The 26,936-nt window shown below is 66.5% G+C and carries 24 protein-coding genes; 3 read left to right on the top strand and 21 right to left on the bottom strand.

Going from position 1 to position 26,936, the window contains the following annotated elements:
* From fliR to fliE, 14 genes are all read right to left on the bottom strand, one after another.
* Positions 1-780, bottom strand: coding sequence for a flagellar biosynthetic protein FliR (gene fliR, locus SPYCW_RS15720; RefSeq protein ID WP_120217598.1), 780 nt, complete (start codon positions 778-780; stop codon positions 1-3).
* A 241-nt stretch (positions 781-1,021) separates the two neighbouring features.
* Positions 1,022-1,291 (bottom strand): flagellar biosynthetic protein FliQ, encoded by a 270-nt coding sequence (locus SPYCW_RS15715; RefSeq protein ID WP_120217597.1) that lies wholly within the window; start codon positions 1,289-1,291, stop codon positions 1,022-1,024.
* 273 nt (positions 1,292-1,564) lie between these two features.
* Complete coding sequence (gene fliP, locus SPYCW_RS15705; RefSeq protein ID WP_120217595.1) at positions 1,565-2,335, bottom strand: flagellar type III secretion system pore protein FliP; 771 nt, start codon at positions 2,333-2,335, stop codon at positions 1,565-1,567.
* Positions 2,325-2,603, bottom strand: a complete 279-nt coding sequence (locus tag SPYCW_RS15700; RefSeq protein WP_120217594.1) for a flagellar biosynthetic protein FliO — start codon at positions 2,601-2,603, stop codon at positions 2,325-2,327. Before SPYCW_RS15700 ends, fliP begins: the two co-directional genes overlap by 11 nt.
* Entirely contained in the window at positions 2,603-2,941 is a 339-nt protein-coding gene (gene fliN, locus SPYCW_RS15695) for a flagellar motor switch protein FliN (RefSeq protein WP_120217593.1), read from the bottom strand. The genes SPYCW_RS15700 and fliN overlap by 1 nt, the downstream gene beginning before the upstream one ends.
* Positions 2,934-3,866: a FliM/FliN family flagellar motor switch protein gene (locus tag SPYCW_RS15690; RefSeq protein WP_120217592.1), complete on the bottom strand. Its 933-nt coding sequence runs from the start codon at positions 3,864-3,866 to the stop codon at positions 2,934-2,936. The genes fliN and SPYCW_RS15690 overlap by 8 nt, the downstream gene beginning before the upstream one ends.
* Positions 3,863-4,468, bottom strand: a complete 606-nt coding sequence (locus SPYCW_RS15685) for a flagellar basal body-associated FliL family protein (protein WP_120217591.1) — start codon at positions 4,466-4,468, stop codon at positions 3,863-3,865. The genes SPYCW_RS15690 and SPYCW_RS15685 overlap by 4 nt, the downstream gene beginning before the upstream one ends.
* Before the next feature lie 17 nt (positions 4,469-4,485).
* Positions 4,486-5,991 (bottom strand): flagellar hook-length control protein FliK, encoded by a 1,506-nt coding sequence (locus tag SPYCW_RS15680; protein ID WP_120217590.1) that lies wholly within the window; start codon positions 5,989-5,991, stop codon positions 4,486-4,488.
* Positions 5,988-6,434 carry a hypothetical protein gene (locus tag SPYCW_RS15675; RefSeq protein WP_120217589.1) on the bottom strand — a complete coding sequence of 149 codons (447 nt, stop codon included), beginning with the start codon at positions 6,432-6,434 and terminating at the stop codon, positions 5,988-5,990. The genes SPYCW_RS15680 and SPYCW_RS15675 overlap by 4 nt, the downstream gene beginning before the upstream one ends.
* A complete protein-coding gene (locus SPYCW_RS15670) occupies positions 6,431-7,762 on the bottom strand; it encodes a FliI/YscN family ATPase (protein ID WP_120217588.1) in 1,332 nt (443 codons plus the stop codon). The genes SPYCW_RS15675 and SPYCW_RS15670 overlap by 4 nt, the downstream gene beginning before the upstream one ends.
* On the bottom strand, positions 7,759-8,358 hold the full coding sequence (locus SPYCW_RS15665) for a FliH/SctL family protein (protein WP_120217587.1): 600 nt from the start codon (positions 8,356-8,358) through the stop codon (positions 7,759-7,761). The genes SPYCW_RS15670 and SPYCW_RS15665 overlap by 4 nt, the downstream gene beginning before the upstream one ends.
* Entirely contained in the window at positions 8,351-9,382 is a 1,032-nt protein-coding gene (fliG, locus tag SPYCW_RS15660; RefSeq protein WP_232014738.1) for a flagellar motor switch protein FliG, read from the bottom strand. Before fliG ends, SPYCW_RS15665 begins: the two co-directional genes overlap by 8 nt.
* Positions 9,375-11,036, bottom strand: coding sequence for a flagellar basal-body MS-ring/collar protein FliF (gene fliF / locus SPYCW_RS15655; protein WP_120217586.1), 1,662 nt, complete (start codon positions 11,034-11,036; stop codon positions 9,375-9,377). Before fliF ends, fliG begins: the two co-directional genes overlap by 8 nt.
* Positions 11,037-11,039: 3 nt before the next feature.
* Entirely contained in the window at positions 11,040-11,393 is a 354-nt protein-coding gene (gene fliE / locus SPYCW_RS15650) for a flagellar hook-basal body complex protein FliE (protein ID WP_120217585.1), read from the bottom strand.
* 247 nt (positions 11,394-11,640) lie between these two features.
* Here fliE and SPYCW_RS15645 point away from each other — a divergent pair, with 247 nt between their 5' ends.
* Positions 11,641-12,462 carry a flagellin N-terminal helical domain-containing protein gene (locus tag SPYCW_RS15645; protein WP_120217584.1) on the top strand — a complete coding sequence of 274 codons (822 nt, stop codon included), beginning with the start codon at positions 11,641-11,643 and terminating at the stop codon, positions 12,460-12,462.
* A 147-nt stretch (positions 12,463-12,609) separates the two neighbouring features.
* Here SPYCW_RS15645 and SPYCW_RS15640 read toward each other — a convergent pair whose 3' ends face one another.
* The 7 genes from SPYCW_RS15640 to SPYCW_RS15610 form a co-directional block, all read right to left on the bottom strand.
* The gene (locus SPYCW_RS15640) at positions 12,610-15,891 is read right to left on the bottom strand and encodes an error-prone DNA polymerase (RefSeq protein ID WP_120217583.1); all 3,282 of its coding nucleotides are present in this window, start codon (positions 15,889-15,891) and stop codon (positions 12,610-12,612) included.
* Positions 15,888-17,435 (bottom strand): Y-family DNA polymerase, encoded by a 1,548-nt coding sequence (locus SPYCW_RS15635; RefSeq protein WP_120217582.1) that lies wholly within the window; start codon positions 17,433-17,435, stop codon positions 15,888-15,890. The genes SPYCW_RS15640 and SPYCW_RS15635 overlap by 4 nt, the downstream gene beginning before the upstream one ends.
* The gene (locus SPYCW_RS15630; protein ID WP_120217581.1) at positions 17,341-18,129 is read right to left on the bottom strand and encodes an ImuA family protein; all 789 of its coding nucleotides are present in this window, start codon (positions 18,127-18,129) and stop codon (positions 17,341-17,343) included. The genes SPYCW_RS15635 and SPYCW_RS15630 overlap by 95 nt, the downstream gene beginning before the upstream one ends.
* A 151-nt stretch (positions 18,130-18,280) precedes the next feature.
* On the bottom strand, positions 18,281-19,684 hold the full coding sequence (locus SPYCW_RS15625) for an efflux transporter outer membrane subunit (protein WP_120217580.1): 1,404 nt from the start codon (positions 19,682-19,684) through the stop codon (positions 18,281-18,283).
* On the bottom strand, positions 19,681-22,875 hold the full coding sequence (locus SPYCW_RS15620; protein ID WP_120217579.1) for an efflux RND transporter permease subunit: 3,195 nt from the start codon (positions 22,873-22,875) through the stop codon (positions 19,681-19,683). The genes SPYCW_RS15625 and SPYCW_RS15620 overlap by 4 nt, the downstream gene beginning before the upstream one ends.
* A 6-nt stretch (positions 22,876-22,881) precedes the next feature.
* On the bottom strand, positions 22,882-24,066 hold the full coding sequence (locus SPYCW_RS15615) for an efflux RND transporter periplasmic adaptor subunit (protein ID WP_120217578.1): 1,185 nt from the start codon (positions 24,064-24,066) through the stop codon (positions 22,882-22,884).
* A 146-nt stretch (positions 24,067-24,212) separates the two neighbouring features.
* Entirely contained in the window at positions 24,213-25,262 is a 1,050-nt protein-coding gene (locus tag SPYCW_RS15610; RefSeq protein WP_120217577.1) for a LacI family DNA-binding transcriptional regulator, read from the bottom strand.
* A 210-nt stretch (positions 25,263-25,472) separates the two neighbouring features.
* On the opposite strand from SPYCW_RS15610, the gene SPYCW_RS15605 reads away from it, so the two are divergent.
* Positions 25,473-26,126 (top strand): RpiB/LacA/LacB family sugar-phosphate isomerase, encoded by a 654-nt coding sequence (locus SPYCW_RS15605; protein ID WP_120218347.1) that lies wholly within the window; start codon positions 25,473-25,475, stop codon positions 26,124-26,126.
* Position 26,127: 1 nt separating this feature from the next.
* Positions 26,128-26,883, top strand: coding sequence for a 2-dehydro-3-deoxy-D-gluconate 5-dehydrogenase KduD (kduD, locus tag SPYCW_RS15600; RefSeq protein ID WP_120217576.1), 756 nt, complete (start codon positions 26,128-26,130; stop codon positions 26,881-26,883).
* Positions 26,884-26,936: the final 53 nt, after the last annotated feature.

Here is a 26,936-nt window from a genome sequence, read left to right as displayed (position 1 = left end):
TTACAACCCCGCGAACATCCGCGCGCCGTCGAGCGCGTCGGACAAGATGCGGGCGATCGCTTCGGCCATCGCCGGGGTGGCGACGCCCAGCAGGACGATCCCGGCGAGCAGGGTCGCGGGAATGCCGACCGCGAACAGGTTGAGCGCGGGCGCCGATCGCCCGATGACGCCCATGATGATCTGAACCAGGATCAGGACAAAGCCGACCGGCATCGCGATCGTCAGCGCCGCGGCAAACATCAGGCTGCCGAACCGCAATATCCCGCCGATCGCCTCGAACGAGGGGAAGGCATTGCCGGGCGGCAGCGCGACATAGCTGTCGACGATGATGCCGATCAGCACCAGATGGCCGTCGGCGGCCAGGAACAGGGCCGTGGCCATCATCGACAGGAACTGGCCGATCGCCGAGCTCGACGCACCGCTCAGGGGATCGACCATCGATGCAAAACCCAGCCCCATGGCGTTGCTGATCGCTTCACCGGCGAGCAGCGCGGCGGCGAGCCCCATCTGCAGGACGAAGCCGATGCCAAGCCCGATCACGACTTCGCCGATGATGAACAGCAGGCCGGGGACCGACACGATGCCTTCGGGGGGCAGCGCCATCCCCGATGCGGCGACCGCGGGAACGCCGACCGCCAACGCGATCACCAGCCGCAGCTGGATCGGCACGCTGGTCGCCCCGAACACCGGCGCGGCGATGAACGCGGCGCCGGGGCGGATCATCCCCAGCATCCACAGCTGGAGCATCGCCTCGATATTCGGGATGTCGGCGGGGTTCATCGACGTGCGGCTGTCTGTCGGGTGTCAACCGGCCTTCCCCCTTGATGGGGGAAGGATACGCAGCCTTGCCGCGACGCGGCTAGGCGAAGTTGGATGGGGGTGAGGGTGCGCCCTTGCACCATCGCTTCAGGCCGAGAGCGCACCCCCACCGCTGCGACTAAGCCAGCAAGCTGGCAAGTCTCGCTGCCTCCCCCATCAAGGGGGAGGAAAAGGGAGGTGGCGGGTCGAATCGACATGGTCCCTAGCGGACGACGTTGGGAATCTGCGCGAAGATGTCGCGGGTGAAATCGGTGAGCAGCACCAGGATGCTGCCGCCGAAAATCGCAAGGCAGATCGCCGCGACGATCAGTTTCGGTACAAAGGTCAGCGTCTGTTCGTTGATCGACGTCGCCGCCTGGACCATGCCGAGCAGCACCCCGATGACGAGCACGGGGAGCAGCAGCGGTGCCGAGGCGAGCGCGAGGATCCACAGCGATTGCTGCGCCATGCCGATGAAATAGTCGGTTTCCATCAGGGTCTACCAATATGGGATTGAACCGCCTTGACGGAGCCGATTTTGGCCCAGTGCAAGGCGCGAGGAGAGGCGCGATGCGGGACATCGTGCCCGACGAGTAACGCAGCAATGGGCCAAAATCGGCCCGCCCCGAAGGGGTTGCGCTGTGCAGCCCGCTGAGCAGCGTCGCGGGTCTTGCGCGGGCTACCAGCCCGCGCTGCTCCCCGCTCCTTGTCAGCGGCCTGCACAGCGCAATCAAGGTGGACCAATCCCATATTGGTAGACCCCCTGCTAGGTCCCGAACGAGGCGGCGAGCGAGCCCATCGTCAGCGCCCAGCCGTCGACGAGCACGAAGAGCAGCAGCTTGAACGGCATCGAGATGATCGTTGGCGACAGCATCATCATGCCGAGCGACATCAGCGCCGACGCCACGATCAGGTCGATCACGAGGAAGGGCAGGAAGATCAGGAAGCCGATCTGGAACGCGGTCTTGAGCTCGCTGGTGACAAAGGCCGGCAGCAGGATCGAGAACGGGACGTCCTTGGGGCTGGCATAGGCCGGTGCCTTGGCGATCTTGGCGAACATCATCAGATCGGACTTGCGCGTCTGTGCCATCATGAAGCCATGGAGGGCGACCCCGGAGCGCGATACGGCTTCGCCGATATCGATCTGTTCCTGGCCATAGGGTTCGATCGCGACGCGGTTCACTTCGCTGATCACCGGCTGCATCACGAACAGCGACAGGAACAGGCTCAAACCGACGAGCACCTGGTTCGGCGGCGTCTGTTGCAGGCCGAGCGCGTGGCGCAGGATCGACAGGACGATGATGATGCGGGTGAAGCTGGTCATCATCAGCAGCAGCGACGGCAGCACCGTCAGCAGGCTCATCAGCACCAGGATCTGCAACGACAGCGACAGCGGGCGGCCGTCGCCGCCAATGTCGTTTACCGCGCGGCTGAGCCCGTCGGCGGCCTGCGCATAGGCGGCGGGCGCGGCGACCAGCAGCGCGGCGCCGCCGGCGAGCGCGGCGGCGCGAAGCCAGAAACGGCGGTCAGTCGACATGGAAATCCCCCTGTGCGTCGTCGGCGATGCGGGTGATGCCGTTACGCGACACCGCGACCAGGATCCGCTGACCGGCAAATTCGACCACCGCCAGCTTCGATCCCGGGCCCAGCGGCAGGACGTCGACCATTTCGACCGCGCGTGCTTTCGCGGCGCCGCCGACCAGCGGCACACCCATCTGGACGCGCTTCCACAGCCACAGGCTGCCCCACGCCATGCCGCCGATCAGCGGCAGCAGGATGAGCAGGCGCAGGATATATTCGAACATCAGCCTCTCCGTTCAAAGCCTTCGAGGCCGCGCGCGGGCGCGACGACTTCGGCGACCTGAATGCCGTAACGACCATCGACGCTGACGATCTCGCCCTTCGCGATCAGCGTGCCATTGGCATAGATGTCGAGCAGGTCGGTCGCGGCGCGGTCGAGTTCGATCACGCTGCCTTCGTCGATCGCGAGCAGCTCGGCGAGCGTCATCGAGGTCGATCCGACCTCGACCGACACGCGCAGCGACACCCCGGCGAGCAGGTCGAAATTGGGCGCCGCGGCGATATTCTTGCTGTCGCGGCGCTCGGTGCGCGGCGCCGTCGGCGCGTCACTCAGATCAGTCATGGTTCGGTCCTTTTTCGATTTGTTCGATCATGATGGCGGCATTGCCATTGGCTTCGCCGATGCTGCCGAGGGCAAAGCTGCGCCCGGCGACGGTTATCGGGACATGGCGCGGCATTCCGATCGGGATGATGTCCCCGACCTCGAGCGCCAGCAGTTTCACCAGGCTGATTTCGGGGCGCGCCAGAACCGAGCGGACGGGCAGGCGCACCTCGCGCAGCGTCTTGTGGAGCGCGCTCGCCCAGACCGGGTCGGCGTTGCCCGGGATTTCGGCGACCGGTTCGGCCCCGGCAATTCCGCGCAACGCGGCGAGCGGATAGGCGCAGGCGATCGTCCGCCCCTCGAGCGGCGCCCCGCGCAGGATGAAGCGCTGGACGAACAGCTCGTCGTCGGCACGTACCGCGGCAAGCTTGGCGGGGTCGCCGGTCACGCAATCGAGCTCGGGCTCGAGGGTCAGCTTGTCGCCCCATGCGGCCGCGAGTTGCAGCCCCATGTCGCGGCCCAGCCGCGCCGCAAAGCGGTCTTCGGCATCGGTCAATTCTTCGCGCTCGCTGGCAAGGCTGCCCTTGCCACCATAAAAGATGTCGACGAGCTGGAGCAGCAACGGCCGCGGCGCGCCGAGCAATATCGGTCCCTTGAGCGGCGGCGCGTAGTAGCGCCAGAAGATCGCGGGGGCGCTCGCCGCGGTCCAGTCCGCGAAGCTCATCGTTTCGGCGCTGGCGCGTTCGACCTGCACCGATGGCACGCCGAGCGCGCGGATCAGGTCGCGGAGCGAGCGGGCGAATTGGACCGCGACGCTGTCGAGCGCCGGAAAGGCATAGCTGTCCGCAGCCTTGCGCAGCAGCAACGACGCCTTGGCGTCAGCCGCCTCGGTGGTCGGGGCGGCGGGCGGCTTTACGGCTTTGACGGATTTTTCGCGAACGCTCACTGGATCACCAGGCTCGTGAAATAGACATTGTCGATACCACCAAAACCCTCTTTCTCGCGCAGCACGTCGTTGATCGCAGCGGTCAATTGCCGCTGCAGCCGTTGTTTCCCCTGCGATGTCGAGAGCAACGCCGGATCCTGTTCGGACAGGACCATAAGCACGACCGAGCGGATCGGCACGGCCTGGCGTTTGATATTATTGATAACCTTGCCGTCGTAAAAGGTCGAAAGGCTGATACCCGCCTGCAAAAAGCCCGAACCGTCGGCGAGGTTGGTCGTGAAGGCATCGGGGATCGCAAAGTAAGTGACGTCATATTTGCGCGGGTCGACCTTGAACCGGTCGTTGGGCACCGACACGGTGCCGACCTTCGGTGCGGCTTCCTTGTCTTCGCCCTCGGCGGCGGCGGGTTCCTCGCCGGTGCTGCGCAGGACGAGCTTGGGATAATTATCCTCGGGCTTGGCCTCGTGCGCCGACAGCGCGCCGAAATAGATGCCCGCGCCCGCCCCGGCGCCGATCAGTGCCACGGCGCTGACGCCGATGAACAGCAGCTTCTTGAACTTGCCCTTCTTCTTGGGCGCGGCTTCGTCTTTTTCCTTGCTCATGCTTCTACCCTTTGTGGTCAGGCAAAGCGGCCGCGGCGGTCGGCGGCCTCTTCGGGATCACGCGCCTTGACGCGCTCGGTAACGGTTTCGATCAGATGGCTGACGTCCTGCGCGGCGCCGCGGCCCTGACCCTGCGACTGGCCCTGCATCTGGCGCCCCGTGTCGCCGGGGGTGCAGGTCACTTCGCTGCCGGTCACGCGGACGCCCTGCTGGCGCAGGTCTTCGACCAGGCGGCCCTGCGCAGCGGTGACGATGGTCGCGGTCGCTTCATGCTGGGTGTCGAGCTTCAGCGCCACGCCCTCGTCACCCATGAGCATCGCGACGTCGAGGCGGCCCAAGTGCCGCGGCATCAGGCGAAAGCTGATGTCGCCGCTGTCCGACTTGGTCGCCGCGATGTCGTGCGCCAGCTGGTCGATCCACGCGCCATCGCTGGCGAGGTCGAGCACGCGTTCGGCGATCGTGACCGGCGCGCTCGCGCTGGCCAGCGTCGCAGCCCCCGCGGTCGTCGGCTGCGCGAACTGGACCGTCATGGCCGGAACGGCTTCGGCAGGCTTGGCCGCGACCGCTTCGCCAGCGATAACCGCCGGGTCCGGCTGCGGCGCGGCGCGCGGCTTGCTCGCCGCTGGCGCCGCGATCGCAGTTTCGACCTCGGGCGCCGCGCGCGTGGCCTCGGCGCTGCGCGGTTTGTCGGCGGTGGGGGCGGTGACGGCGTCCGCGGCGGTCGGTGCCGCGTCGGCGACCGGAAGCTTGCCGGGCTCGCTCGCCTTCACCGGCTTGCCCTGGCTGGCCGCAGCCCCCGGCGCTGCAACGACCACCGCAGCGACGACCGCCGCAGCGGCAGGCGATGCCGCGACCGACGGCGCGGCGGGTGGCGGGGCTGGCGTCGCGGCAAGTGTTTCGGGCGCCGCCGCCGTTTCGGCAGGCTTGGCAACACCGCTGCCGGTTTCCGCCACTGCTTTGCCGTCGGTCGGGGCTTCGGCGTCGAGCGCCTTGAGCGGCTTTGTTTCGGGCTTGGCGGCGCTGCCGTTCAACGCGATCAGCAGTTTCGCCGCCGATGCCGCGGCGGTGTCGGCGTCGGTCACGGGCGCACCGTCCGTGGTCAGGGCCATCGGCGCTTCGACGTTAATTTCCGGGGCGGCGACGTCGCCTGCGGCAGCCGCCGGGGCTACCAAGACGGCCGCTACAACCGCAGCCGCCGCGGGCGTCACCGGCGTCATCGGCATTTCCGACGCTGCGCTCGTCATGGGCATCGCCGTCATCATGGGCGTCACGGCCACTGCCGGCGCCACCGTCATCGCGGGGATCGCCGGTGCCGCCGCGGCTCCGGACGGCGCAGGCGAAACCGATGCCGCTGGCGCGGCCTTGACCGCCGCGCCATCGACCTTTGGCACGGCCGCCAGCAATTGCTCGAAGCCACCGTCTTCGCCGCTGCCGCTCGGCGTCTGGCCGATCGTGCTCAGGAAGGCAGCAAAGCCCGCGGGCATCGATGCCTGCGGATTGGGGAGGGAAGCCGCGCCCATCATGCCGCGCCGCCTTCGATCAGGCGCAGGCGCATGCCGCCGCGCGCGCGGTGCGGGCGGTTGGCGTCGCGGCGGCGCTCGGCTTCGGCTTCGGCCGATTTGCGGCTGCGTTCGTACAGGCGGACCGCCGATTCTTCCTTGGCCATCGCGCTTTGCGCCAGCATTCCGGCCTGGTCGCGGCGGGCGCTGGCGTTCACCAGCGGCGCGGTCAGATTTTCCTGCGCGATGTCGAGCCGCATCGCGAGCTCGCCGATCGTGTTGAGCGCGCCGCCCGCGACGGCACCCTTGGCCATCGCCAGATCGACGCGCAGCGTTTCGAGCCGCTTGGCCAGCTCGACCAGGCTGGCGAGTTCGCCCGTGGCGCGCGCGAGATTCGCCTCGGCCATCTGATGTTCGACGGTGCGCACGCGGATGATGCGTTTGCGGCGTGCGGTGCGGGCGGTCATGCGGAATATCCTTCAATCAGGGTCTGGCGGGAAATGTCGAAATCGACCTGCACCTTGGCGGGCTGGGTCACGAAGGCGAGCTGGTCGGCGTGACGCGCGATCGCGGTGTCGAGCACCGGATCGCCGCCGGCGACATAGGCGCCCATCAGCATCAGATCGCGATTCTCTTCATAGGCGGACCACAGCTGGCGAAAGCGCGCGGCGGCGGCGGCATGTTCGGGATCGACCGTGTCGACCATCGTGCGCGACAGCGAGCGCGCAACGTCGATCGCGGGATAGACGCCCTGTTCGGCCAGCTGCCGCGACAGGATGATATGGCCGTCGACGATCGCGCGCGCCGAATCGACGACGGGATCGTCGATGTCGCCGCCATCGGCGAGCACGGTATAGAGCGCGGTGATCGACCCACCGGTTTCGCGGTCGATCCCGGCGCGTTCGCAGAGCGAGGGGATGAGCGCGAACACCGACGGCGGGTAACCCTTCATCGTCGGCGGTTCGCCCAAGGTCAGCCCGATCTCGCGCTGCGCATGCGCGACGCGGGTCAGGCTGTCGATCAGCAGCAGCACCTTCTTGCCGTCGGCGCGAAACGCCTCGGCGATCGCGGTGGCGCGCATCGCGGCGCGCAGGCGGAGCAGCGGCGGGTGGTCGGCGGGAACCGCGACCACCACCGACTTCTTGCGGACTTCGGGGGGCAGCTTGGTTTCGACGAAATCGCTGACTTCGCGGCTGCGTTCGCCGATCAGCCCGACGACGATGACGTCGCATTCGGTCCCGGCGATCATCTGGCCCATCAGCACTGATTTGCCGACGCCCGACCCCGCGATGATCGCGACGCGCTGACCCTCGCCGACGGTCAGCAGCGCGTTGATCGCGCGGACGCCCATGTTGAGCGGACGGGTGACGCGGCCACGGCGCAGCGGATTGACCTTGCGCCCGGCGAGCGGCCACTGGAACTGCGACTTGATCGGCGGACGCCCGTCGAGCGGATTGCCCTGTGCGTCGATGATCCGGCCAAGCAGCGCCTTGCCGCATGCGACCATCGAGCTCGCGCCATGCGGTTCGACCGGCGCGCCGGTAACCAGCGGCATATTGGTGTCGAACGGCAGGACCAGGCTGCTCTGGCCGCGAAAGCCGACAACCTCGCCATAGACATAATCATTGTTCGCCGACTTGATCCGGACATTGCTGCCCAGCGGCTGCGGAAAGCCCGACACTTCGAGCATGATGCCCTCGTGCGAGACGAGGGTGCCGATGCGGCGCGGGCTGGCGCCCGTCAGGTCGATCGGGTCGAGCAACTGCTGCGCAGAGAGGGCAAGGCGGCGCGTCATGCGGCAGCCCCTTCGCCCAGCGCAACGCGCAGTTCGTCGAGATAGACGGCGCGGCCATGCTCGATCCAGCCGGTCGAGGTTTCGATGCGGACGGTCCCGCGCATCATGCCCGGGTCGCTGGCGAGCGCCAGCGGTAGCGCGCAATCGCTCAGCAGCGCGGCATCGTCGGGGTGAACGCACAAGGTCCGCGCCTTGTCGGCGTCGGCGACCATCGCCGCGGCGGTCTCGGCCTGCGCCTGCAGCCACGCGGCGTCGATCGGGGCGTCGGCGACGATCTGATGCACCAGCCGCTCGACGGTGTGCGCGATCAGCTGCGCCAATTCTTCGCTCGGTTCGTCCTGCAACGCTTCGGCCCCGGCGAGCAGCGCGAGCAGTTGGTGGCGTTCGGCGACATAGGCTGCTTCGGCGACGCGTTGCCCTTCGGCCAGACCGCGAGCGAACGGGTCGTCGAGGTCGAGTTCGGCGGGACCGCTCGCGGCGGGCTGCGGCGGGCGGGGACTGCCGTCGAAGGCGAGCGGACGAAAACCGCTGCTGCGCGCCATCGCCGCGGCCAGGGTGACGGGGGCAAAGCCGGTTTCGGCGGTGCGATCAGACATAATCGTCGCCCCCGCCCGCGATCATGATCTCGCCCGACGCGGCCATCTGGCGGACGATCGTCATGATGCTCTTTTGCGCATCGTCGACGTCGGCGCGCTTGACCATCGTCATTTCGGCCATTTCGTCGCGGATCGTTTCCGACGCGCGCTGCGACATGGTCGACAGGCACAGGTCGATCATCTCGTCGTCGGTGCCCTTCAGCGCGACCGCCAGCTGCGCCGCGTCGACCGAACGCAGGACCGAACCCAGGCTCTTCTTGTCGAGATCGCGCAGATTTTCGAAGATGAACATTTCTTCCTCGATCGCCTGGGCGAGCTGCTTGTCGGTCTTCTTGAGCGCGCGGATCGTGCGTTCGCTCAGCGACTTCGGCATCTTCTTCATGATCTTGGCGACGTCGCTCGGGCCGCCGATCGCCTGTTTGGCGACGCGCTGGCCATCGACATTGGCGCTCGCGAGCACCGATTCCAGATCCTCGATCGCCGCGGCGGGGACCGAGGTCAGCATCGCGGCGCGGAGCACCAGATCGGCCTGCAGGATTTCGTCGAGCGTTTCGATGGCGCGCGCGGCGACATCGGGGACCAGCACCGACAGGATCAGCGCGCCGACCTGCGGATGTTCCTGCGCCAGCAGCCCGCTGATTGCATCGACATCCATCCAGCGGAGAATCTCGAGAGACGCGGCGCTGCGCTGCGGCGCGACCGCGGCCAGGATATTGTCGGCGCGGACGTTGCCGACGGCCTGGTTGATGACGGTCCGGATGCGGACGTCGGCGCCGATCGCCAGCGCGCTGACATCGCGGCTGCGCACGACGAAACGGTCGAGCGCCTGGCCGATCTGCTGTTCGCTGGCGTTGGCGGTGTCGAACATCGATTTCGCCAGCTGGCGAACTTCGTCGGGCTCCAGATGCTTCAGGATTGTCGCGGCTTCATTTTCGTCGAGCAGCATCAGCAGGATCGCGGCGGCCGACGATCCTTCGATGGTCTGGTTGGCAGGCGGCGCCATGGTTTCGGCCGCATCAGGCACGGGCGCCCTCCTGCATCAGCTGGCGGACGACGAGCGCGGCGCGGGCCGAATCCTGGCGGACAAAGGCGCGGACCAGATTGGCGCGCGTTTCATAGCTTGGCGCCTGTTCGATCATCTCCAGCGTGATCTCGCGGCCCGCGGCGGGGCTGGCGAGCGCGGGACGTCCGTCGGTCGCGGCGAGCAGGCTTTCCTCGAGCGCCGCATTGCGTTCGGCGCGTTCGGCGGCGCGCGCCTTGGCGGCGCGGATCAGCGGCCGACCGATGAACAGGAAGGCGAGCAGCGCGGCGAGGATCGCGCCGACCTGCTTGACCAGCGGCAGGAACCAGGCCTGATCATAGAAGGCCGGTTCCTCGGTTTCGACCTGGACGAAGGGCCGCTGGCTGATCGCGACCTGATCGCCGCGGGTGGCGTCGAACCCGATCGCGCCTTTGACCAGGCTGTCGATCTTGGTCATGTCGGCCTGGGTCAGCGCCTTCTTGCCCTGATTGAGCGCGACCGCGACCGAGACGCGGCGCAGCTTGCCCTGCGGCGAATGCGTCACCGAAATCTCGCGGCCGACTTCAAAGGCGCGCGCGGCATTTTCATTGCTCGCCGTTTCGGGGGCCGCGCCGGCGGTGGGTGTCGGGGTCGGTGCATTGGCGGTGACCGTCGTCGCCTGCGGCGGCTGGTTCGACAGCGCACCGGGGATGCCGACCGCGGCGGGCGGCGCGCCCTGACCGCTGACGGTGCGCGTGATCTGTTCGCTGGTCATCGCGCGATCATTTTCGGGAAAGCTTTCACGCGTCGCCTGGCTTTCGGACATGTCGACGTCGGCGTGGACCTCGACGCTGTAATTGCCGACGCCGAGCATCGGGCCGAGCAAGGTGTCGAGCGCGCGGCGGAACCGGTCCTCGACCTGCACCTGCAACTGGAACGCCTTCATGTCGCTGCCCGATGCGGTGTCGGACAACAGCGCGCCGCGCTGGTCGATCACCGAAACCTGATCGGCGTTCATGCCGGGGACCGACGACGCGACGAGGAAGCGGATCGCCTGCACCTGGCCATCGCTCAGCGAGCGGCCGTTCTGCAGCGTCAGCATCACCGACGCGGTCGACGGCTTGTCGTCGCGGACGAACAGGCTGGGCTCGGCAGCGGCGACATGGACGCGCGCGCTTTTGACGGCGTCGATCGTCTCGATCGTGCGGGCAAGGTCGGCCTCGCGCGCCGACCGCAGCGCTTCGCCCTCGATCGCGCGGCTCGACCCCATCGGCAGCGCCGCGATCAGGCTGTCGCCGCTCGGCGCCGCCTTGGGCAGGCCTTGCCCGGCCAGCGCGATGCGCGCCTGGTGCAATTTGTCGGCATCGACGGTCAGCGCGCCGGTGCTCGCGTCGATGCTGTGCGCGATGCCCTGCGTCTGCAGTGCGTCGGCGACGGCGGCCTTGTCGCTGTCGTCCAGCCCGGCGAACAGCTGCGCCTGCGGGGCCGACTGCATGGTGAACCAGGCGAGCGCGGCGATGCCGATCGCCGACGTCATGGCAATTGCGGGCAGCGCGCGCTGTACCGCGGGCTGGCGGACGAAGCTGGTCAGCGGCGCAAGGCGGTTGCCCGCCGCGGGGGCGGGCAGGCGGTTTGCATGACCATCGTCGACGGGCGAAAGGATCTGGGTATCGGCCATGGATTACACCGGCATGTTCATGATGTCGCGATACGCGGACAGCAGCTTGTTGCGGACCTGCAACGTGGTTTCGAAACCGAGCGAGGCTTTCTGCCGTTCGATCATCACGCTGACGATGTCGTGGGTGTCGCCGCGCTCATAGGCTTCGGTGATCGCGCTCGCCTTCGACTGCTGGGCGTTGACCTGTTGCAGCGCATTGTTGATCGCCGCGCCGAAATCGGGGGTTCCGCCAGCGCCCTCGACGCCGCCCTCGACGCCGCCGATGCCGCCGCGACCGGCGGCGCGTTGCAGCGCCTGGTTCTGATTGAGGATCGAACTGCGCATCTGCAGCAGTCGGCTCGGGTCAATCGTGCTCATTGCTTTCCATCCGTCCTGAGCGCAGCGGTGCGCCGTACGCAAAGAACAATGCAAAGCTCATGCCAAAAAAATTAATTGTTATATTTCAATATTTTGAATTGTAACGAAGGTCGCCGTAAACAACCTTCGGCATTTTTTTGACGGCGCGGCCTTAAGCGCCTCGACCGCCCGCCGTTACTGCTTTTCGTGACCGCTCCTCGAGCCCTCACATCACGGGAATGGCCATCGAGGCCGGAAAGGAACAAAGATGACTGTCATCAACACGAATGTGAGCGCGCTTCGCGCCCAGAATAACTCGCGCGTTGCGGGCAAAATGCAGTCGCAGGCGATGGAACGCCTGTCGAGCGGCAAGCGCATCAACAGCGCCAAGGACGACGCCGCCGGCCTCGCCGTTGCGACGCGCATGTCGGCTGCTTCGCGTGGCTTCACGCAGGCGATCCGCAACGCCAACGACGGCATTTCGCTCGCCCAGACCGCCGACAGCGGCGCCGCCAGCATCTCGGACATCCTCGTCCGCATGCGTGAACTGGCGATGCAGGCTTCGAACGGCACGCTCGCCGACGCCGACCGTACGCTGGTTCAAGAGGAAGTTACCGCGCTGATTTCGCAGATTGGCGACATCACGACGCAGACGACCTTCAACGGCAACGCGCTGCTCAACGGCAGCGTCGCGACCGGCTTTGACATCCAGACCGGCATCAACAGCGGCGAAAACGTGAACATCACGGTCGCCAGCCTGACCGCCACCTCGCTGGGCGTCAACGCCCTGTCGGTCGCCACGGCCGCCGGCGCCACCGGTGCCCTGGCAACGCTCGACACCGCGATCACCACGGTCGCCACCGAACGCGCCAACCTCGGTGCGCAGCAGAACCGTCTGAGCGCAGCTGTCGATAATTTGACGGCCCGCGTCACCAATCTGGACGAATCGCGCTCGCGCATCGAAGACGCCGACTTCTCGGCGGAATCGACGAAGCTGGCCGCGGCCGGGATCCTGTCGCAGGCATCGACCGCGATGCTCGCCCAGGCGAACCAGAGCCAGCAGGGCGTGATGAACCTGCTCCGCGGCTAACATCCGCGAACGACTTTCAGGCTATATTCGGTTGGTCCCTTAGATAGCCTGATCCGATGCCCCGGCCCCCACAGCCGGGGCATCAACTTTTTTGCGCGAAGGCGCGGTACCAGCCCGCTCCCGGCGCCAGCCGGAAAACAAACGCCTTCAGTGAAAATCGCGTGACTTGGGCAGGATGCGGACATCGCGCGGATGACCATGCTTTGCGGCATAGCCGCGCGGCAGTTGCGGATGCGCAACCTCGTCGGCGCGGCAGAGGTCGGGGCGTATCTCGCGCCCGTCGCCCAGCGTGTCGAGCATCGCGGTGCGATCGACGATGCGCGTTGCCATCAGGTGGATGACGCCCTCCTTGCTCCGCTGCACCTCGCCCTCGGCCAGCATCAGCCGCGACGCCATGACGGCGCGGCGGTAGCGTTCGAAATGCCGCGCCCAGAGCAGGATGTTGACGACCCCGCCCTCATCCTCGATCGTGATGAAGATCGCATTGCCCTTGCCCGGTCGCTGGCGGATCAGCACGACCCCCGCGGCGCGAACGATCGACCCATTCTTCGCTGCCGCTACCTCCGCCGCGCTCAACACACCCTCGCGTGCAAAGTCACTGCGCAGAAACGCCATCGGATGGCCTTTGAGCGACAGCCGCGTCGTCTGGTAATCGGTCAGCACATTTTCAACGAGCGGGGTGGGGGGCAGCAGCGCGTCTTCTTCGGCGCCCAGCTCATCGGTTTCTGCAGCACCGAACAGCGGCAGCACCCCCTGCCGCACGCGCCGCGCGTCCCACAGCGCCGGGCGCCGATCGAGCCCCATCGACCGGCACGCATCGGCCTCGGCGAGCAGCCGCAGCGCGCGCGAAGGCAGGTCGGCACGGCGGGCGATTTCTTCGATGCTCGTAAAAGGGGTGGTCCTCGCCGCCGCAATCTGCGCCGCCCAAGCCTCGCGAAACCCGTCGACCTGCCGAAAGCCGAGCCGTAGCGCCAGGCTGCCGTCATCCCTGCGCTCAAGGCTGCTGTCCCACCCACTCGTATTGACATCGACCGCGCGCACCTCGACCCCATGCTCCTGCACATCGCGCACCAGCTGCGCGGGGGCGTAAAAGCCCATCGGTTGCGAATTGAGCAGCCCGCAGGTGAAGACGGCGGGGTGGTGGCATTTCAGCCACGATGAGACATAGACGAGCTTGGCGAACGACTGGGCGTGGCTCTCCGGGAAGCCATAGCTGCCGAAACCCTTGATCTGATTGTAACAGCGTTCGGCAAAGGCGCGATCGTAGCCGCGGCGGATCATGCCGCCGATCATCTTCTCTTCATATTGATCGATGGTGCCGACGTTGCGAAAGGTCGCCATGGCACGGCGCAGGCCATTGGCTTCGTCAGGGGTGAATTCGGCGGCGACGATGGCGAGTTTCATCGCCTGTTCCTGGAACAGCGGGACTCCAAAGGTCCGGTGAAGAAGATTGTAGAGCTCCCGGGGATCGTGCGGTGGTGCGGGTGACGGATACTCGACCTTCTCTTCGCCATTGCGACGTTTCAAATAGGGATGGACCATATCGCCCTCGATCGGTCCTGGCCGGACGATCGCGACCTGGATGACCAGATCGTAAAATTCCTTGGGCCGCAGTCTGGGCAGCATGTTGATCTGCGCGCGGCTTTCGACCTGAAAGACACCGATACTGTCGCCCTTGCACAGCATGTCGTAAACGACCGGGTCTTCCGCCGGGACCGACTTGAGGTCGTGGTCGCTGAGTTGGTGGAGCCGCATGAGGTCGAAACATTTGCGGATGCAGGTCAGCATCCCGAGCGCGAGGATATCGACCTTCATCAGTTTCAGCTCGTCGATGTCGTCTTTGTCCCATTCGATGAAGGTGCGATCCGCCATCGCGGCATTGTGGATCGGCACCGTTTCGTCGAGCCGATCCTCGGTCAGCACATAACCGCCGACATGCTGCGACAGGTGGCGCGGGAAGGTGAGCAGTTGCGCGACGATCCACTGCAGTCGTGCGATGTCATCTTGCTCGGGATCAAGCCCGGCTTCGATGAAGCGCTCGACCGGCATCTCGCTGCCCCAGCTCCCCCAACTCGTGTCGGCGAGCCGCGCGGTGACATCCTCGCTGAACCCCAGCGCCTTGCCTGCTTCCCGCACCGCGCTGCGCGGGCGGTAATGGATCACCGTCGCGGCGATGCCTGCGCGCCGCCGCGTGTAGCGGCGATAGATATATTGCATCACCTCCTCGCGCCGCTCATGCTCGAAATCGACGTCGATGTCGGGCGGCTCGCGCCGTTCCTCTGACAGGAAGCGGGTGAACAGCAGATTGTTCGCGATCGGATCGATCGAGGTGATCTCGAGCAAATAGCAGACGAGCGAATTGGCCGCCGACCCGCGTCCCTGGCACAGGATCGGCGGGTCTTGCGTGCGGGCATAGTTCACGATGTCGTGGACGGTCAGGAAATAGCAGGCGAAATTGCATTTGCCGATGAGCGAAAGCTCTTCGTCGAGGACCTCCTGCCAGCGCTGCGGCAATCCCTGCGGGTGGAGCCGGTTCGCGGCATCCAGCACCCTATGTTCGAGCCAGCTTTGCGGGTCCCAACCTTCGGGAACCGGCTCGTGCGGATATTCATATTCCAGTTCGCGAAGTGAAAAGCCGATGCGATCGAGAATTCTGGCGCTCTCATCGACGGCGTGGCGGCAGGAGCGAAAGAGGCGGCGCATCTCTTCGGGTGATTTTAGATGGCGCTCGCCATTGGCGCGCAACAGGCGGCCCGCTTCGTTCAGGTTCGTGCCTTCAAGAATGCAGCTTAGCACATCGTGTAGAGGCCTTTGCTCGCGCGTTGCGTAAAGCGCGTCATTGGTCGCGAGCAGGGGAATGCCGACGCGGTCGGCCAATGCTGCAAGTCGGGTAAGGCGCCGCCGGTCCGCACCGCCATATGGCATCGTCGCGCCCAGCCATAACGCCCCGGGTGCCGCCCGGGCGAGGCGTTGCAGCAGCGCCTCATCCTTTTCCGTCGCCATCGCGATCAGGATCATATCCTCACAGTGAATCAGCAGATTCCTGAATTTCATCACGCAATCGCCCTTGGTGGTGCGGCGATTGCCGATGGTCAGCATCCGGGTCAGGCGGCCCCAGCCGTGGCGCGTGGTCGGATAGGCGATGATGTCGGGGGTGCCGTCGTCGAAGACGAGGCGCGCGCCGACCACGAGTTTGAAGGGCGGTAGCTCTATCCCCTCTGCGTCGGCTTTCTCGCGTAGCTTGCGCAGCCCGGTGAGCGCCCGCACCACCCCCGCCACGCTGTTGCGGTCGGCGATGCCGATGCCGGGCATGCCGAGCCTGATTGCTTCGGCGACCATCTCATGCGGGTGTGAGGCGCCGCGCAGGAAGCTGTAATTGGTCGCCGCGACCAGTTCGGCGAAGGCGGGTGGTGCGGGCTCGCCCGTCATGCGAACACCCCATGGATATACCAGCGCGGATCGGGCTTTTCGTCATAAAGCCCGTGGCGAAACAGCCAATAGCGGCGGCCGCGGTCGTCCTCGACGCGGTAATAATCGCGCGTCAGCCCGCCATTGTCGCGGCGCCGCCACCATTCGGCGGCAATGCGTTCGGGGCCTTCGTAACGGCGGACCGCATGCGCCTGTCGGCGCCAGCGAAAGCGATGCGGCGGGCCGTCGGGAACCTCGGCGATCACCTCGATCACCTGCGGTGGATCGAAAAGATAGAAGGGGCGCAGCGGCGGTTCGCCGGGTTCGGGGGCGGACCAAGGCATGGGTGGCGGCGCGTCAATCGCGGGCAGGGCGAGCTGCGCCTGTTCGGGGATATGGGTATCGGCGGGGCGCAAGGCGCGGACCCGCGCGCGCCCGAGCCGTGTCGTGAGCCGGTCGGTGAGTTCGTCCATTGCCGCGCCCTGGCGTACCGCGCGCGCCGCGCCGCCCTCGAGCTTCAGCTGCGTTGCACCGAGTGCTTCGAGCCGCGGCACCGCGAGGCGGATCATGTCGAAACCGAAGCCGGGGTCGAGCGGATCGGCGAGGCCGTCCATGCGTTCGGCAAACAGGCGCATGACAAGGCCGGAGTCGCGCGTCGCATGGCCGGTCTCGACCGCGATACGTCGCGCCAGCCCATCGCTGCGAAAGAAGGTCGCGCCGAAATGGCGGCCGCCCTGGCCGCGTTCGGCAAGCTCTGCGATCGCCTCACCAACCAGCTCGGCAAGAATGCGGGTGGCGTGGGGCAGGCTGGCGACGGGTTCGGCAAAGCGGCGTTCGGTGGCGACCGGCGGCGGCGCGACGCGCGGGTCGAGCGGGCTGGGCGCATCGCCGAGCAGGCGGCGCAACGCCATCGCGGCATCGGCACCGAAGCGCGCGGCGAGGTTCGCCATCGGACGGCTCGCGAGGTCGCCAATCGTCTTCAATCCGGCGCGGACGAGCGCGGTCGTGGCTTCGGCGTCGAGTTCGAGCGCGGCGACGGGCAGGCGGCGGATCGCGGTGGCCTCGTCGGGAGCGGGCCGTGTCTGATAACGTGCGAGCGCCCGGGCGGCGTCGGCGGTGGGGCCAAGCGCATGGCGCAAGGTCATCCCGAGCCGGGTTAGCCGCTGGTCGATGTCGTCGATCAACCCCGCCTCGCCATCGAACAAATGGGAGCAGCCGGTGATGTCGAGGATCAGCCCGTCGGAGGCATCGAGCGCGACGAGGGGGGTGTAGCGCGCACAGCCCTGCGCGAGTCGGTCGAGCCAAGCGTGATCGAGGATCGGATCGTGCGGCACGATGGCGAGGTCGCCGACCTGCGCCCGCGCGTCGGCGAGTGGCATGCCGACACGCAGCCCGAGCGCTTGCGCGCGGGCATCGACGCTCGCGATCCGCAGCGCGCCGCGCTGCTTCTCGACAAAGATAAGCGGGAGGTCAGGCGGCTTCGGCGCCGAGCGGGTGAACCGTTCGGCGGGCAGCCAGGGGAAGAACAGCGCCAGATAGCGCCGCGTCCCGGAAAGCTTGCTCATCTTTATCCCAATCGAGTCGCCAGCGCGTTCCGGCAGGGCCGCCGCGCCAGCGCAGCAGTTCAAGGTCGAAGGCCGGGGCGCCGGGGGCGTGGGCTTCGAGCTCGCGCGACGGTGCGGCGACGATATTCCAGCGCGTTTCGGCGACGCTCGGCGTCGGCACGGCATTCAGGCGCAGCATCAGCAGCGTCGTTCCTGCGTCGCGCGCGCCCAGCGTCAGGCGGCGCCCGGCGGTCAGGTCGAGCAACGGAAACTTCCCCCAGCTTTCGACGATCACCGCTGCCGATCCGGCGCAGCGTACCGCATCATTGGCGCAGGCGAGCAGCATCTTGGGATCGGCGGTCTCAACGAGAAGAAGCCGGTCGGGGTCGCCGCCGAGTTCAGCGATGCCGGGGGCATAGATATGCCCGGTGCGGCGTCCGGCGTCGACGGTGCGCAACCACAGGAGCGGCGCATCGCCGCCGCTGCGCAGCGCGACCAGTGTGGCAAAGGCCGCGGCGCTGGTGCCATCGAGCGCATCGGCCGCGAAAAACTCGTGCGTGCGCCCGACCGTCAATCCGCCGCCGATCGCCGCGTCGAACGCGTCATGCCCCGTCGCCAGCCAGCCTTGGGTCGGCAGGCTTGCGGGGCCACCGCTGGCGGCCAGCCGGGCGATGCGCTGGCGCAGCCCGGCGAGAGGTTGAGACGACTCGCGCATATATGTTCCTGATTTGTTCTATTAGCGCGCGAGCGAGGGGGAATGTCAAGATGAGTCGGGCTTTCCAACCTGTCGTCATGCCGGACTCGATCCGGCATCCCTGCAGCCCGTCGTCATGGACCCCGGATCAAGCCCGGGGTGACGAGGGTCGTCAGGGGGTGGGGGAAGCCGTCCCTGCGCCGCTATCGCCGCCGAGCGCGCGGAACAGCGCGATGCGCGTCTGCACGAGCAGCAGCTGCGTCGCGATTTCGCTGCGCCGTGCCGCATAGAGGCTGCGCTGTGCGTCGAGGCTGGCGAGGAAGCTGTCGACTCCGCCCTTGTAACGCGCATCGGTGAGCGTCGCGGTGTCAGCGGCGGCGGCGGTGTTCGCGGCGGCCGCGCGCACCCGGTCGGCGATCGTCCCCTGCACCGCCAGCGCATCGGCGACCTCGCGGAACGCGGTCTGAATTGCGCCTTCATAGCTTGCGAGCGCTGCGTCGCGCTGCGCCTCGCTGACCGCTACTCCGGCGCGGCGGCCCCCGGCGTCGAAAATCGGCGCGGTCACGTCGCCGCCCGCCGACCAGCTGAACGATCCGCTGTCGAAGAGGCTGGACAGCGCGTCGCTGGCAAAGCCGAGCAGCCCGGTCAGCGAGATCGACGGGAACAGCTGCGCGCGCGCGACGCCGATGTCGGCGTTGGCGGCGCGCAGGCCATATTCGGCCTCGATCACATCGGGGCGGCGAAGCAGGATTTCGGAGCTGACTCCTGCAGGCAACCCCACGACCGAGGGTGTGACTTCGGTGAGGCCCGCGGGGAGCAGCGCGCGGTCGACATCGCCGCCGACGAGCAGGCGGATCAGGTTCTCGTCCTGCGCGAGCGCGGTCCTTTGCTGCGCGATCGCATCCTCGGCTGTCGCGAGAATCTGTTCGGCTTGGCGCAGGTCGGTGCGCGGCGCCACCCCGCCGTCGAGCCGCGCCCGCGTCAGCCGCACGCTTTCGCGCGCGTTGGCGGCGGTGTCCTCGGCGATCTTCAGGAGGTCGCGGTCGGCGCCATAGGTCGCCCAGGCGTCGGCCAGGCTGGCGATCAGCGCCAGCCGCACGGTGCGCGATGCCGCCTCGGTCGCCAGCGCGCGGTTGCGATCGGCCTCGGTGGCATTGGCGAGCTTGCCGAACAGGTCGAGCTCGAACGCCGTGACTCCGCCGCGCAGCGAGAAGTCGCCGCTGCCGCTCGCACCATTGCTGTCCGAATAGCCCGCGCCGCCGCTGATCCCGATTTCGGGAAATTGCCCAGCGCGGGTGATGCGCGCCTGCGCGCGCGCCGCGGCGACATTGGCATAGGCGATGCGAAGATCGCGGTTGTTCGCGAGCGCTTGCTCGGCCAGCGATTGGAGGCGGGGATCGGTGAAGACGCTCCGGTACGACAGGACCGGCAGCGCCGCCTCGCTTTGCAGCAGATAGGCGTCCCCGACGGGCCAGCTCTGCGGCACCGGCGGGGGCGGGAGCACGGTCTTGGGTGCCAGCGAGCAACCCGCAAGCGCGAGCGTCGTCGCGAGCAACAGCGTGCGGGCCGCGATCATGCCGGTACCCCCGCCGCGCCATCGTCCGTCTTCCTGCCGAAGCGCGCACGCAGCGCGGCAAGCCCGTCGCGCACCCCGCGGCGGACGAGCACGAAAAAGAGCGGGATGAAGAAGATCGCGAGCAGGGTCGCGGTCAGCATGCCGCCGATCACCGAGGTGCCGATCGCGATGCGGCTGTTCGCCCCGGCGCCTGAGGCCAGGGCCAGCGGCAAAACGCCGAAGATGAAGGCAAAGCTCGTCATCAGGATCGGGCGCAGGCGGATGCGCGCCGCGATGATCGCTGCTTCGATCACCCGCTTCCCCTTTTTCTCTTCCTGCTCGGCAAATTCGATCATCAGGATCGCATTTTTGGCGGCCAGACCCATCGTCGTGAGCAGCCCGATCTGCAGATAGACGTCGTTTTCGAGCCCGCGTAGCGTGACCGCGAACACTGCGCCGACCAGCCCGAGCGGGATGACAAGCAGGACGGCGACCGGGATCGACCAGCTTTCGTACAGTGCCGCCAGGCACAGAAACACGACCAGCAACGACAGTGCATAGAGCAAGGGCGCCTGTCCCGACGACAGCCGTTCCTGATACGAGGCGCCGGACCAAGCGACGCTGGTGCCGGGAATTTCGCCGGCCAGCGCCGCGATTTCGTCCATCGCTTCGCCCGAACTGGTTCCCTCGGCGGGCTGACCCGAAATTTCGAACGCGGGAATACCCTGAAAACGCGAGGTGGTGCTGGGGGTCGTCGACCAGCCGATCTGGGCGAACGCCGAAAAGGGCGACATGCCGCCATCGGCAGAGCGCACATACCATTGGCTGAGGTCTTCGGGCTTGGCGCGATAGGGTGCGTCGCCCTGGACATAGACGCGCTTCACCCGGCCTTCGTCGATGAAATCATTAACGTAACGGCCGCCCCAAGCGGTCGCCAGCGTGCTGTTCACATCGGCGTTGCTCAGGCCATAGGTGGTCAGGCGCTGGGTATCGATATCGATCTTCAGCGTGGCCAGATCGGGTAGGTCGCTGAGCCGGACCGACGACAATTTGGGATTGGCGTTCGCCGCGGCGAGCAGCCGGTCGCGCGCCGCGGCAAATTCTTCGCGCGTCAGTCCGCTGCGGTTCTGAAACTGCATCGTGAAACCTGACGTATCGCCAAGGCCGCGGACCGCGCCCGGCACCAGCGCAAAGACCTGTGCATCGCGCAGCCCCGAAAAGGCCCGGCGCGTGCGCTCGGCAATCGCGTCGGCGCTGTTTTCCTTGCCCGGGCGGTCATCCCAATGTGCCAGATTGACGAAGCCCTGGCCGGTGTTCTGCCCCGACGCGCCGCCACCGCCACCGCCGGCGTTCAGAAAAAGCGATTCGATATTCGCCTTTTCGGCGCTCAGCATATGGTCCTCGATCGCGTCGCGGACCTCAAGCGTGCGTTCCTGCGTCGCACCTGCGGGCAGGCGAAACTGGATCTGGACGCGGCCCTGGTCTTCGCCGGGCAGGAAACCGCCAGGCAGGCGCAGGAACAGAAAGGCGAGCAGCACGACAATGATCATGTACAGGCCCAGAAAGCGCCATTTGCGATCGACGACCTTTTCGACGCTGCCGACATAGCTTTCGGTGGTACGCTCGAACCGGGTGTTGAACCATGTTTTCGCGCGGGTCAGCGCCGCATCGACGCGCGGCCAGCGGCCCGGCGGCGTTTCACCGTGCGCGCGGGGTTTGAGGAGGGTCGAGGTCAGCGCCGGGCTGAGCACCAGCGCGACGAACACCGATAGCACCATCGCCGACACCACCGTCACCGAAAACTGGCGATAGATGACGCCGGTCGATCCGCCGAAAAAGGCCATCGGCAGGAACACCGCCGACAGCACAAGCCCGATCGCGATCAGCGCGACCTGCAATTCCTTCATCGACTGAATCGTCGCCTCACGCGCCGACATGCCGGGATTTTCTTCCATCAACCGCTCGACATTCTCGACGACCACGATCGCGTCGTCGACGAGCAGGCCGATGGCGAGCACGAGCCCGAACAGCGTCAGCGTGTTGATGCTGAACCCGGCAAGGTAGAAGACGCCAAAGGTACCGAGCAGCACGACGGGTACCGCGATCGCGGGGATCAGCGTCGCGCGCCAGCTTTGCAGAAACACGAACATCACGATGATGACGAGGAGGATCGCCTCGAACAGCGCCTTTTGAACTTCGCTGACCGACAGGCGGATAAAGGTCGTCGTGTCGTTGATATAGGCATAGTCGAGCCCGTCGGGCATGTTCTGCGCCAGTTCGGTCATGCGTGCCTTCACGCGCTCGACCGTCGCCAGCGCGTCGGCGCCGGGCGACAGCGAGATCGCCATGCCCGAACTCGGCTGGCGATTGAGACGACCGACCGAGCCGTAATTTTCGGCGCCGATTTCGACACGTGCGACGTCGCGAATCCGCACCGCCGAACCGTCGGGCAAGGTCTTGAGCACGATATTCTGAAACTGTTCGGGGGTTTGCAGGCGCGACTGGGCGGTGACAGTGGCCGTCAGCAACTGACCCCGCGGCGACGGCAGGCCGCCGACCTCGCCCGCGGCGACTTCGCTGTTCTGGGCGCTGATCGCCGCAACCACGTCGCTCGGCATCAGCGATACGGCCGCGAGCCGCTGCGGGTTCAGCCAGATCCGCATCGCGTGCGGCGAACCGAAGATATTGACGTCGCCGACCCCCTCGACCCGCGACAACGGGTCTTGGATATTGGTCGTCAGATAATCGGAGACGTCATAATTGTTGCGCGTGCGCGTCTTGTCATAGACGCTGACAATCAGCAGCGTGTCCGAATTGGACTTGCTGACCCGCACCCCCTGCTGCTGGACCTGCTGAGGCAGGCGCGACACAGCAGACTCGATCTTGTTCTGCACCTGCACCTGCGCGATGTCGGGATCGGTGCCCTTGTCGAAAATCGCGGTGATGCTGGCCTGTCCGCGCGAACTGGATTGCGAGCTGAAATAGAGCAGCCCGTCGATGCCGGTCAGCTGCTGTTCCAATATCTGCGTTACGCTGTTTTCGACCGTCTCCGCCGATGCGCCCGGATAGCTCGCCCGGATGTTCACCTGCACCGGCGCGATGTCGGGATATTGTTCGATCGGCAGCGCGCGCAGTGCCCCGAACCCCGCAAGCATGACGACGATCGCGAGCACCCAGGCAAAGATCGGCCGGTCGATGAAGATACGGGACATGGGGGGCTATTTACTCTTTTCTGCTGTCTTGGCCGCCGCGGGCGCCCCCACCCGTTGCGGCGTGCTGGCGGGAACGGCGCGAATGTCGGCGCCGTCGCGAAGATTGCCGACCCCCTGCGTGATGACGCGGTCGCCGGCCTTCAGCCCGCTGGTCACGATCCAGTTGCTGCCGGCCGTGCGCGACGTTTCGATCTTGCGCCGCACCGCCTTGTTGTTTGGTCCCGCCAGATACACAAATGCCGATCCGTCGAAGTCGCGCTGTACAGCTTGCTGCGGAACCAGGATGGCGGTGGGATCGACCGCCTGCTCGAACGTCGCCGTGACGAACATGCCGGGCAACAAAAGCCCCTGTGGATTGGGAAAGCGTGCACGCAAGGTGACGGTGCCCGTGGCCTCGTTCACTGTCATTTCGGAAAATTCGACGGTCCCGGTCAGCCCATAGGCGCTGCCATCTTCCAGCTGCAGCCGCACCGCGGTGCTGCCGGGTGCGGCACCCCCCGCTGCGATCGCGCGGCGCAGCGCCGTGAGTTCGGCGCTCGACTGCTGCATATCGACATAAATGGGGTCGATGCGCTGGATCGTCGTCAGCGGCGTCGCCTGGCTCGCGCTCACCAGCGCGCCCGGGGTGGCGAGGCTGCGGCCGATGCGACCGCTGATCGGCGCGGTGATCGTCGCATAGCGCAGCGTGATGCGCGCGGTTTCCAGCGCTGCGCCATTTTGTGCAACCGCGGCGCGCGCGACGCGGGCTTCGGCCAAGGCGTCGGTATAATCCTGTTCCGCGATCGCCTGCATCTTGGCGAGCGGGGCGAAGCGGCGGACGCGCTCGTCGGCGGCCTGCGCGCTGGCGCGGGCGCTGGCGAGGTTGGCGGCCGCCTGATCGACCGCGGCCTGATAGAGGCTGGCGTCGATCTGATAGAGCGGCTGCCCGGCGCGCACGAAGCTGCCCTCGGTAAACAGGCGGCGGCGGATCAGGCCGCCCACCTGGGGCCGGACTTCGCTGGTCTCGAAGGCCACCGTGCGCCCGCCGAGCGATGTCGTTACCGGGACCGCCTCGACCCTCGCAACGACAAAGCCGACTTCCGGCGCGCCGCGACTGTTCTTGCCGGCCTCTTCCTCGCTCGAACAGGCGCCGAGCGACAGGGTCGCGGCGCATAATGTTCCGGCCAGCAGCAGCGACCTTTTGTCCAGCATATGGATATTCTCATGTCAGCACGCCGCGCGGCGGGGAGGGGTTGGCGCCTATTCAACCCATTGAATTGACGCATGCAAGGGCAATGCGGGTGATTGCGACAATTTAAGACAATTTTCTTCCGCCGACCGCTTGGGCGCATCGGCCGCTATTTGGGTGGTGCGACCGACTGGCGCTGGACAAAAGTTGACGCAAGTACCGCGGTTTCCTGCTCGTCGATCTTGCTGGCGGACGGCAGAAAGTCGGGGACAAGCGTTCGCGCAGCGCGCACCCCCATTTCGCGGATCGGCCAGCGCACGGTGCTGAGCGCGGGCCAGATATGCGTCGCGGTCGGGCTGTCGTCGAAGCCGATGATCGACAGCGCGCCGGGGACGTCGATCCGCTTGGCGTGCGCGACGCTCATCACCCCGGCGGCCATTTCGTCGTTCGAACAGAAGATCGCGGTCGGCGGCTCGGATAGCGACAGCAGCGCCTCGCCGGCCTCGATCCCGGCGGCATAGCGGTAATTGCCCGGCGCGTTATAGGCGTCCGGCAGGTCGAGCCCCGCTTCGGCGAGCGCTTCCATAAATCCCTTTTCGCGCTCGGCGGCCGAGCGGAAGCCGACCGGACCGCGCACAAAACCGATGCGGCGATGGCCGAGCGTGATCAGCGCGCGGACCGCTTCGGCAACCACCTCACGGTCGTTTGACGACACACAATGCTTGGCATCGTCGAGCGGCGCCGATCCGACGCGCACATAGCGCACACCAAGATCTTCGCACAGCGCGGCAAGGTCGTCGTTCTCGGAGATCGGCGGCAACAACAGCGCACCGATCGGGCGCTGCTTTTCGAGAAAGGTGCGGACGTCGTCGAGCAGCTGATCGGATCCGCGATCGACCGGGCGGACGAGCAGCGCCAAGTCGCTGTCCTTGATCGCGTCGAGTACGCCTTGCTGAAAGTTCAGCACCGTCTGGGCATTGGGGTTGTCGTGCAGCAGCGCGATCAGGAAATTGCGCCGGAACGCCAGCGCACGCGCTTGCGGGTTGGGAACAAAACCCAGCGTCTCGATCGCCTGTTCGACCGCCTTGCGCGTCTTTTCGGTCAGAAATTCCGACCGGTTGATCACCCGGCTGACGGTCTTTTTCGATACCCCGGCGAGCGCCGCGACATCGTTGATCGTCGGCTGCTTGCCCCCCGGCCCCTTGGTCTGTGCCGCCATATGCGCCTTTTCCTCTGCGGGTTCCCGATGCTGTCCCGCCGTTCGCCCGCCGTGATGGGCGCGGGGCCGGGCGAAATCAACCGCGACAACCGCCATCTGCCGAAAACTGATACCGGTGTCCAGCGCAAGCCTCAAATCGTCAAGGCAGTGATATTGACACCGGTTACCAAAATGATTAGCGTGTCGCAAACCCAGCAAAGGAACAGGTTCATGAAGATCGCGCTGATCACCGAGAACAGCCAGGCCGCCAAGAACGCCATCATCCACGAAGCGCTGACCACGGTCGCCGAGCCGCTGGGGCATGAAGTGTTCAATTACGGCATGTATTCGGCCGACGACAAAGCGTCGCTGACCTACATCATGAACGGCCTGCTCGCGGGCATCCTGCTCAACTCGAAGGCCGCGGATTTCGTCGTGACCGGTTGCGGCACAGGCATGGGCTCGATGCTCGCGTGCAACGCGATGCCGGGGGTATTCTGCGGGCTGGTGATCGATCCGACCGATGCCTTCCTGTTCGGTCAGATCAATGACGGCAACGCGATTTCGATGCCCTATGCGAAGGGTTTCGGCTGGGCCGCCGAGCTCAACCTGCAAGATGTCTATCGCAAATTGTTCGATGGCGAACGCGGGCTGGGCTATCCCAAGGAACGCGCCGAAATCATGCGGAAGAACCGCGGTATCCTGAAGGATCTGAAGGCCGCGTCGTCCCACGACATGCTGACCGTGCTGAAGTCGGTCGACCAGGACCTGCTGCGCGCCGCGATCGCGGGCGAGAAGTTCGCCGACTATTTCTACGCCAATTCGCAGGACGAGGCGATCAGCGCTTATCTCAAGAGCCTGTCGGCGGAGCCGGCGCTCGCCTAAGATGAGCAAGCTGTTTGACCTTTCGGGCAAGGTGGCGCTCGTCACCGGCGCCAATACGGGCATTGGGCAGGGGATTGCCCTCGCGCTCGCCGAAGCGGGGGCGGACGTCGCCGCTGCGGGGCGCTCGGCCGCCGATCAAACCGTGGGCAAGGTGCGCGCACTTGGCCGCAAGGGCGAAAACTTCGCCGCCGACCTGTCGAGCGTCGGCGCGGTGCAGCCGCTGGTCGATGCGGTGCTCGCCGAATTCGGCCGCATTGACATCCTCGTCAATAATGCCGGGATCATCCGCCGCGCCGATGCGGTCGACTTCACCGAGGCCGACTGGGACGCGGTGATGGACACCAATTTGAAGACCTTGTTCTTCCTCTGCCAGAGCGTCGGGCGCCACATGATCGCGCGCGGTAGCGGCAAGATCATCAACATCGCATCGATGCTGACCTTTCAGGGCGGCATCCGCGTGCCGAGCTATACCGCGTCGAAATCAGGGGTTGGCGGGCTCACCAAGCTGCTCGCGAACGAATGGGCGGCGAAGGGCGTGCAGGTCAACGCGATCGCACCCGGCTATATTGCAACCAACAACACCGCCGCGCTGCAAGGCGACGAAACGCGCAATCGTCAGATCATGGAGCGCATTCCCGCGGGCCGCTGGGGCGACCCCGCCGACATCGGCGGCGCTGCGGTGTTCCTCGCGTCGGGCGCGTCGGACTATGTGCAGGGGCATATCCTCGCCGTCGACGGCGGCTGGCTCGCGCGCTAGGCTCGAAAACATCACCGTAGCCCTGAGCAAGTCGAAGGGCGCTTATCCGCGTT

It is taken from the genome of Sphingopyxis sp. EG6, from assembly GCF_003609815.1.
Taxonomy (GTDB): Bacteria; Pseudomonadota; Alphaproteobacteria; order Sphingomonadales; family Sphingomonadaceae; genus Sphingopyxis.
This window is presented reverse-complemented; position numbering and strand designations above follow the sequence as displayed.

What these genes read in the sequence shown, in the direction of transcription:
- fliR (WP_120217598.1), bottom strand. Translation starts at nt 780, where the DNA reads ATGAACCCCGCCGACATCCCGAATATCGAGGCGATGCTCCAGCTGTGG.
- SPYCW_RS15715 (WP_120217597.1), bottom strand. Translation starts at nt 1,291, where the DNA reads ATGGAAACCGACTATTTCATCGGCATGGCGCAGCAATCGCTGTGGATC.
- fliP (WP_120217595.1), bottom strand. Translation starts at nt 2,335, where the DNA reads ATGTCGACTGACCGCCGTTTCTGGCTTCGCGCCGCCGCGCTCGCCGGC.
- SPYCW_RS15700 (WP_120217594.1), bottom strand. Translation starts at nt 2,603, where the DNA reads ATGTTCGAATATATCCTGCGCCTGCTCATCCTGCTGCCGCTGATCGGC.
- fliN (WP_120217593.1), bottom strand. Translation starts at nt 2,941, where the DNA reads ATGACTGATCTGAGTGACGCGCCGACGGCGCCGCGCACCGAGCGCCGC.
- SPYCW_RS15685 (WP_120217591.1), bottom strand. Translation starts at nt 4,468, where the DNA reads ATGAGCAAGGAAAAAGACGAAGCCGCGCCCAAGAAGAAGGGCAAGTTC.
- SPYCW_RS15680 (WP_120217590.1), bottom strand. Translation starts at nt 5,991, where the DNA reads ATGATGGGCGCGGCTTCCCTCCCCAATCCGCAGGCATCGATGCCCGCG.
- SPYCW_RS15675 (WP_120217589.1), bottom strand. Translation starts at nt 6,434, where the DNA reads ATGACCGCCCGCACCGCACGCCGCAAACGCATCATCCGCGTGCGCACC.
- SPYCW_RS15670 (WP_120217588.1), bottom strand. Translation starts at nt 7,762, where the DNA reads ATGACGCGCCGCCTTGCCCTCTCTGCGCAGCAGTTGCTCGACCCGATC.
- SPYCW_RS15665 (WP_120217587.1), bottom strand. Translation starts at nt 8,358, where the DNA reads ATGTCTGATCGCACCGCCGAAACCGGCTTTGCCCCCGTCACCCTGGCC.
- fliF (WP_120217586.1), bottom strand. Translation starts at nt 11,036, where the DNA reads ATGGCCGATACCCAGATCCTTTCGCCCGTCGACGATGGTCATGCAAAC.
- fliE (WP_120217585.1), bottom strand. Translation starts at nt 11,393, where the DNA reads ATGAGCACGATTGACCCGAGCCGACTGCTGCAGATGCGCAGTTCGATC.
- SPYCW_RS15645 (WP_120217584.1), top strand. Translation starts at nt 11,641, where the DNA reads ATGACTGTCATCAACACGAATGTGAGCGCGCTTCGCGCCCAGAATAAC.
- SPYCW_RS15640 (WP_120217583.1), bottom strand. Translation starts at nt 15,891, where the DNA reads ATGACGGGCGAGCCCGCACCACCCGCCTTCGCCGAACTGGTCGCGGCG.
- SPYCW_RS15635 (WP_120217582.1), bottom strand. Translation starts at nt 17,435, where the DNA reads ATGAGCAAGCTTTCCGGGACGCGGCGCTATCTGGCGCTGTTCTTCCCC.
- SPYCW_RS15630 (WP_120217581.1), bottom strand. Translation starts at nt 18,129, where the DNA reads ATGCGCGAGTCGTCTCAACCTCTCGCCGGGCTGCGCCAGCGCATCGCC.
- SPYCW_RS15625 (WP_120217580.1), bottom strand. Translation starts at nt 19,684, where the DNA reads ATGATCGCGGCCCGCACGCTGTTGCTCGCGACGACGCTCGCGCTTGCG.
- SPYCW_RS15620 (WP_120217579.1), bottom strand. Translation starts at nt 22,875, where the DNA reads ATGTCCCGTATCTTCATCGACCGGCCGATCTTTGCCTGGGTGCTCGCG.
- SPYCW_RS15615 (WP_120217578.1), bottom strand. Translation starts at nt 24,066, where the DNA reads ATGCTGGACAAAAGGTCGCTGCTGCTGGCCGGAACATTATGCGCCGCG.
- SPYCW_RS15610 (WP_120217577.1), bottom strand. Translation starts at nt 25,262, where the DNA reads ATGGCGGCACAGACCAAGGGGCCGGGGGGCAAGCAGCCGACGATCAAC.
- SPYCW_RS15605 (WP_120218347.1), top strand. Translation starts at nt 25,473, where the DNA reads ATGAAGATCGCGCTGATCACCGAGAACAGCCAGGCCGCCAAGAACGCC.
- kduD (WP_120217576.1), top strand. Translation starts at nt 26,128, where the DNA reads ATGAGCAAGCTGTTTGACCTTTCGGGCAAGGTGGCGCTCGTCACCGGC.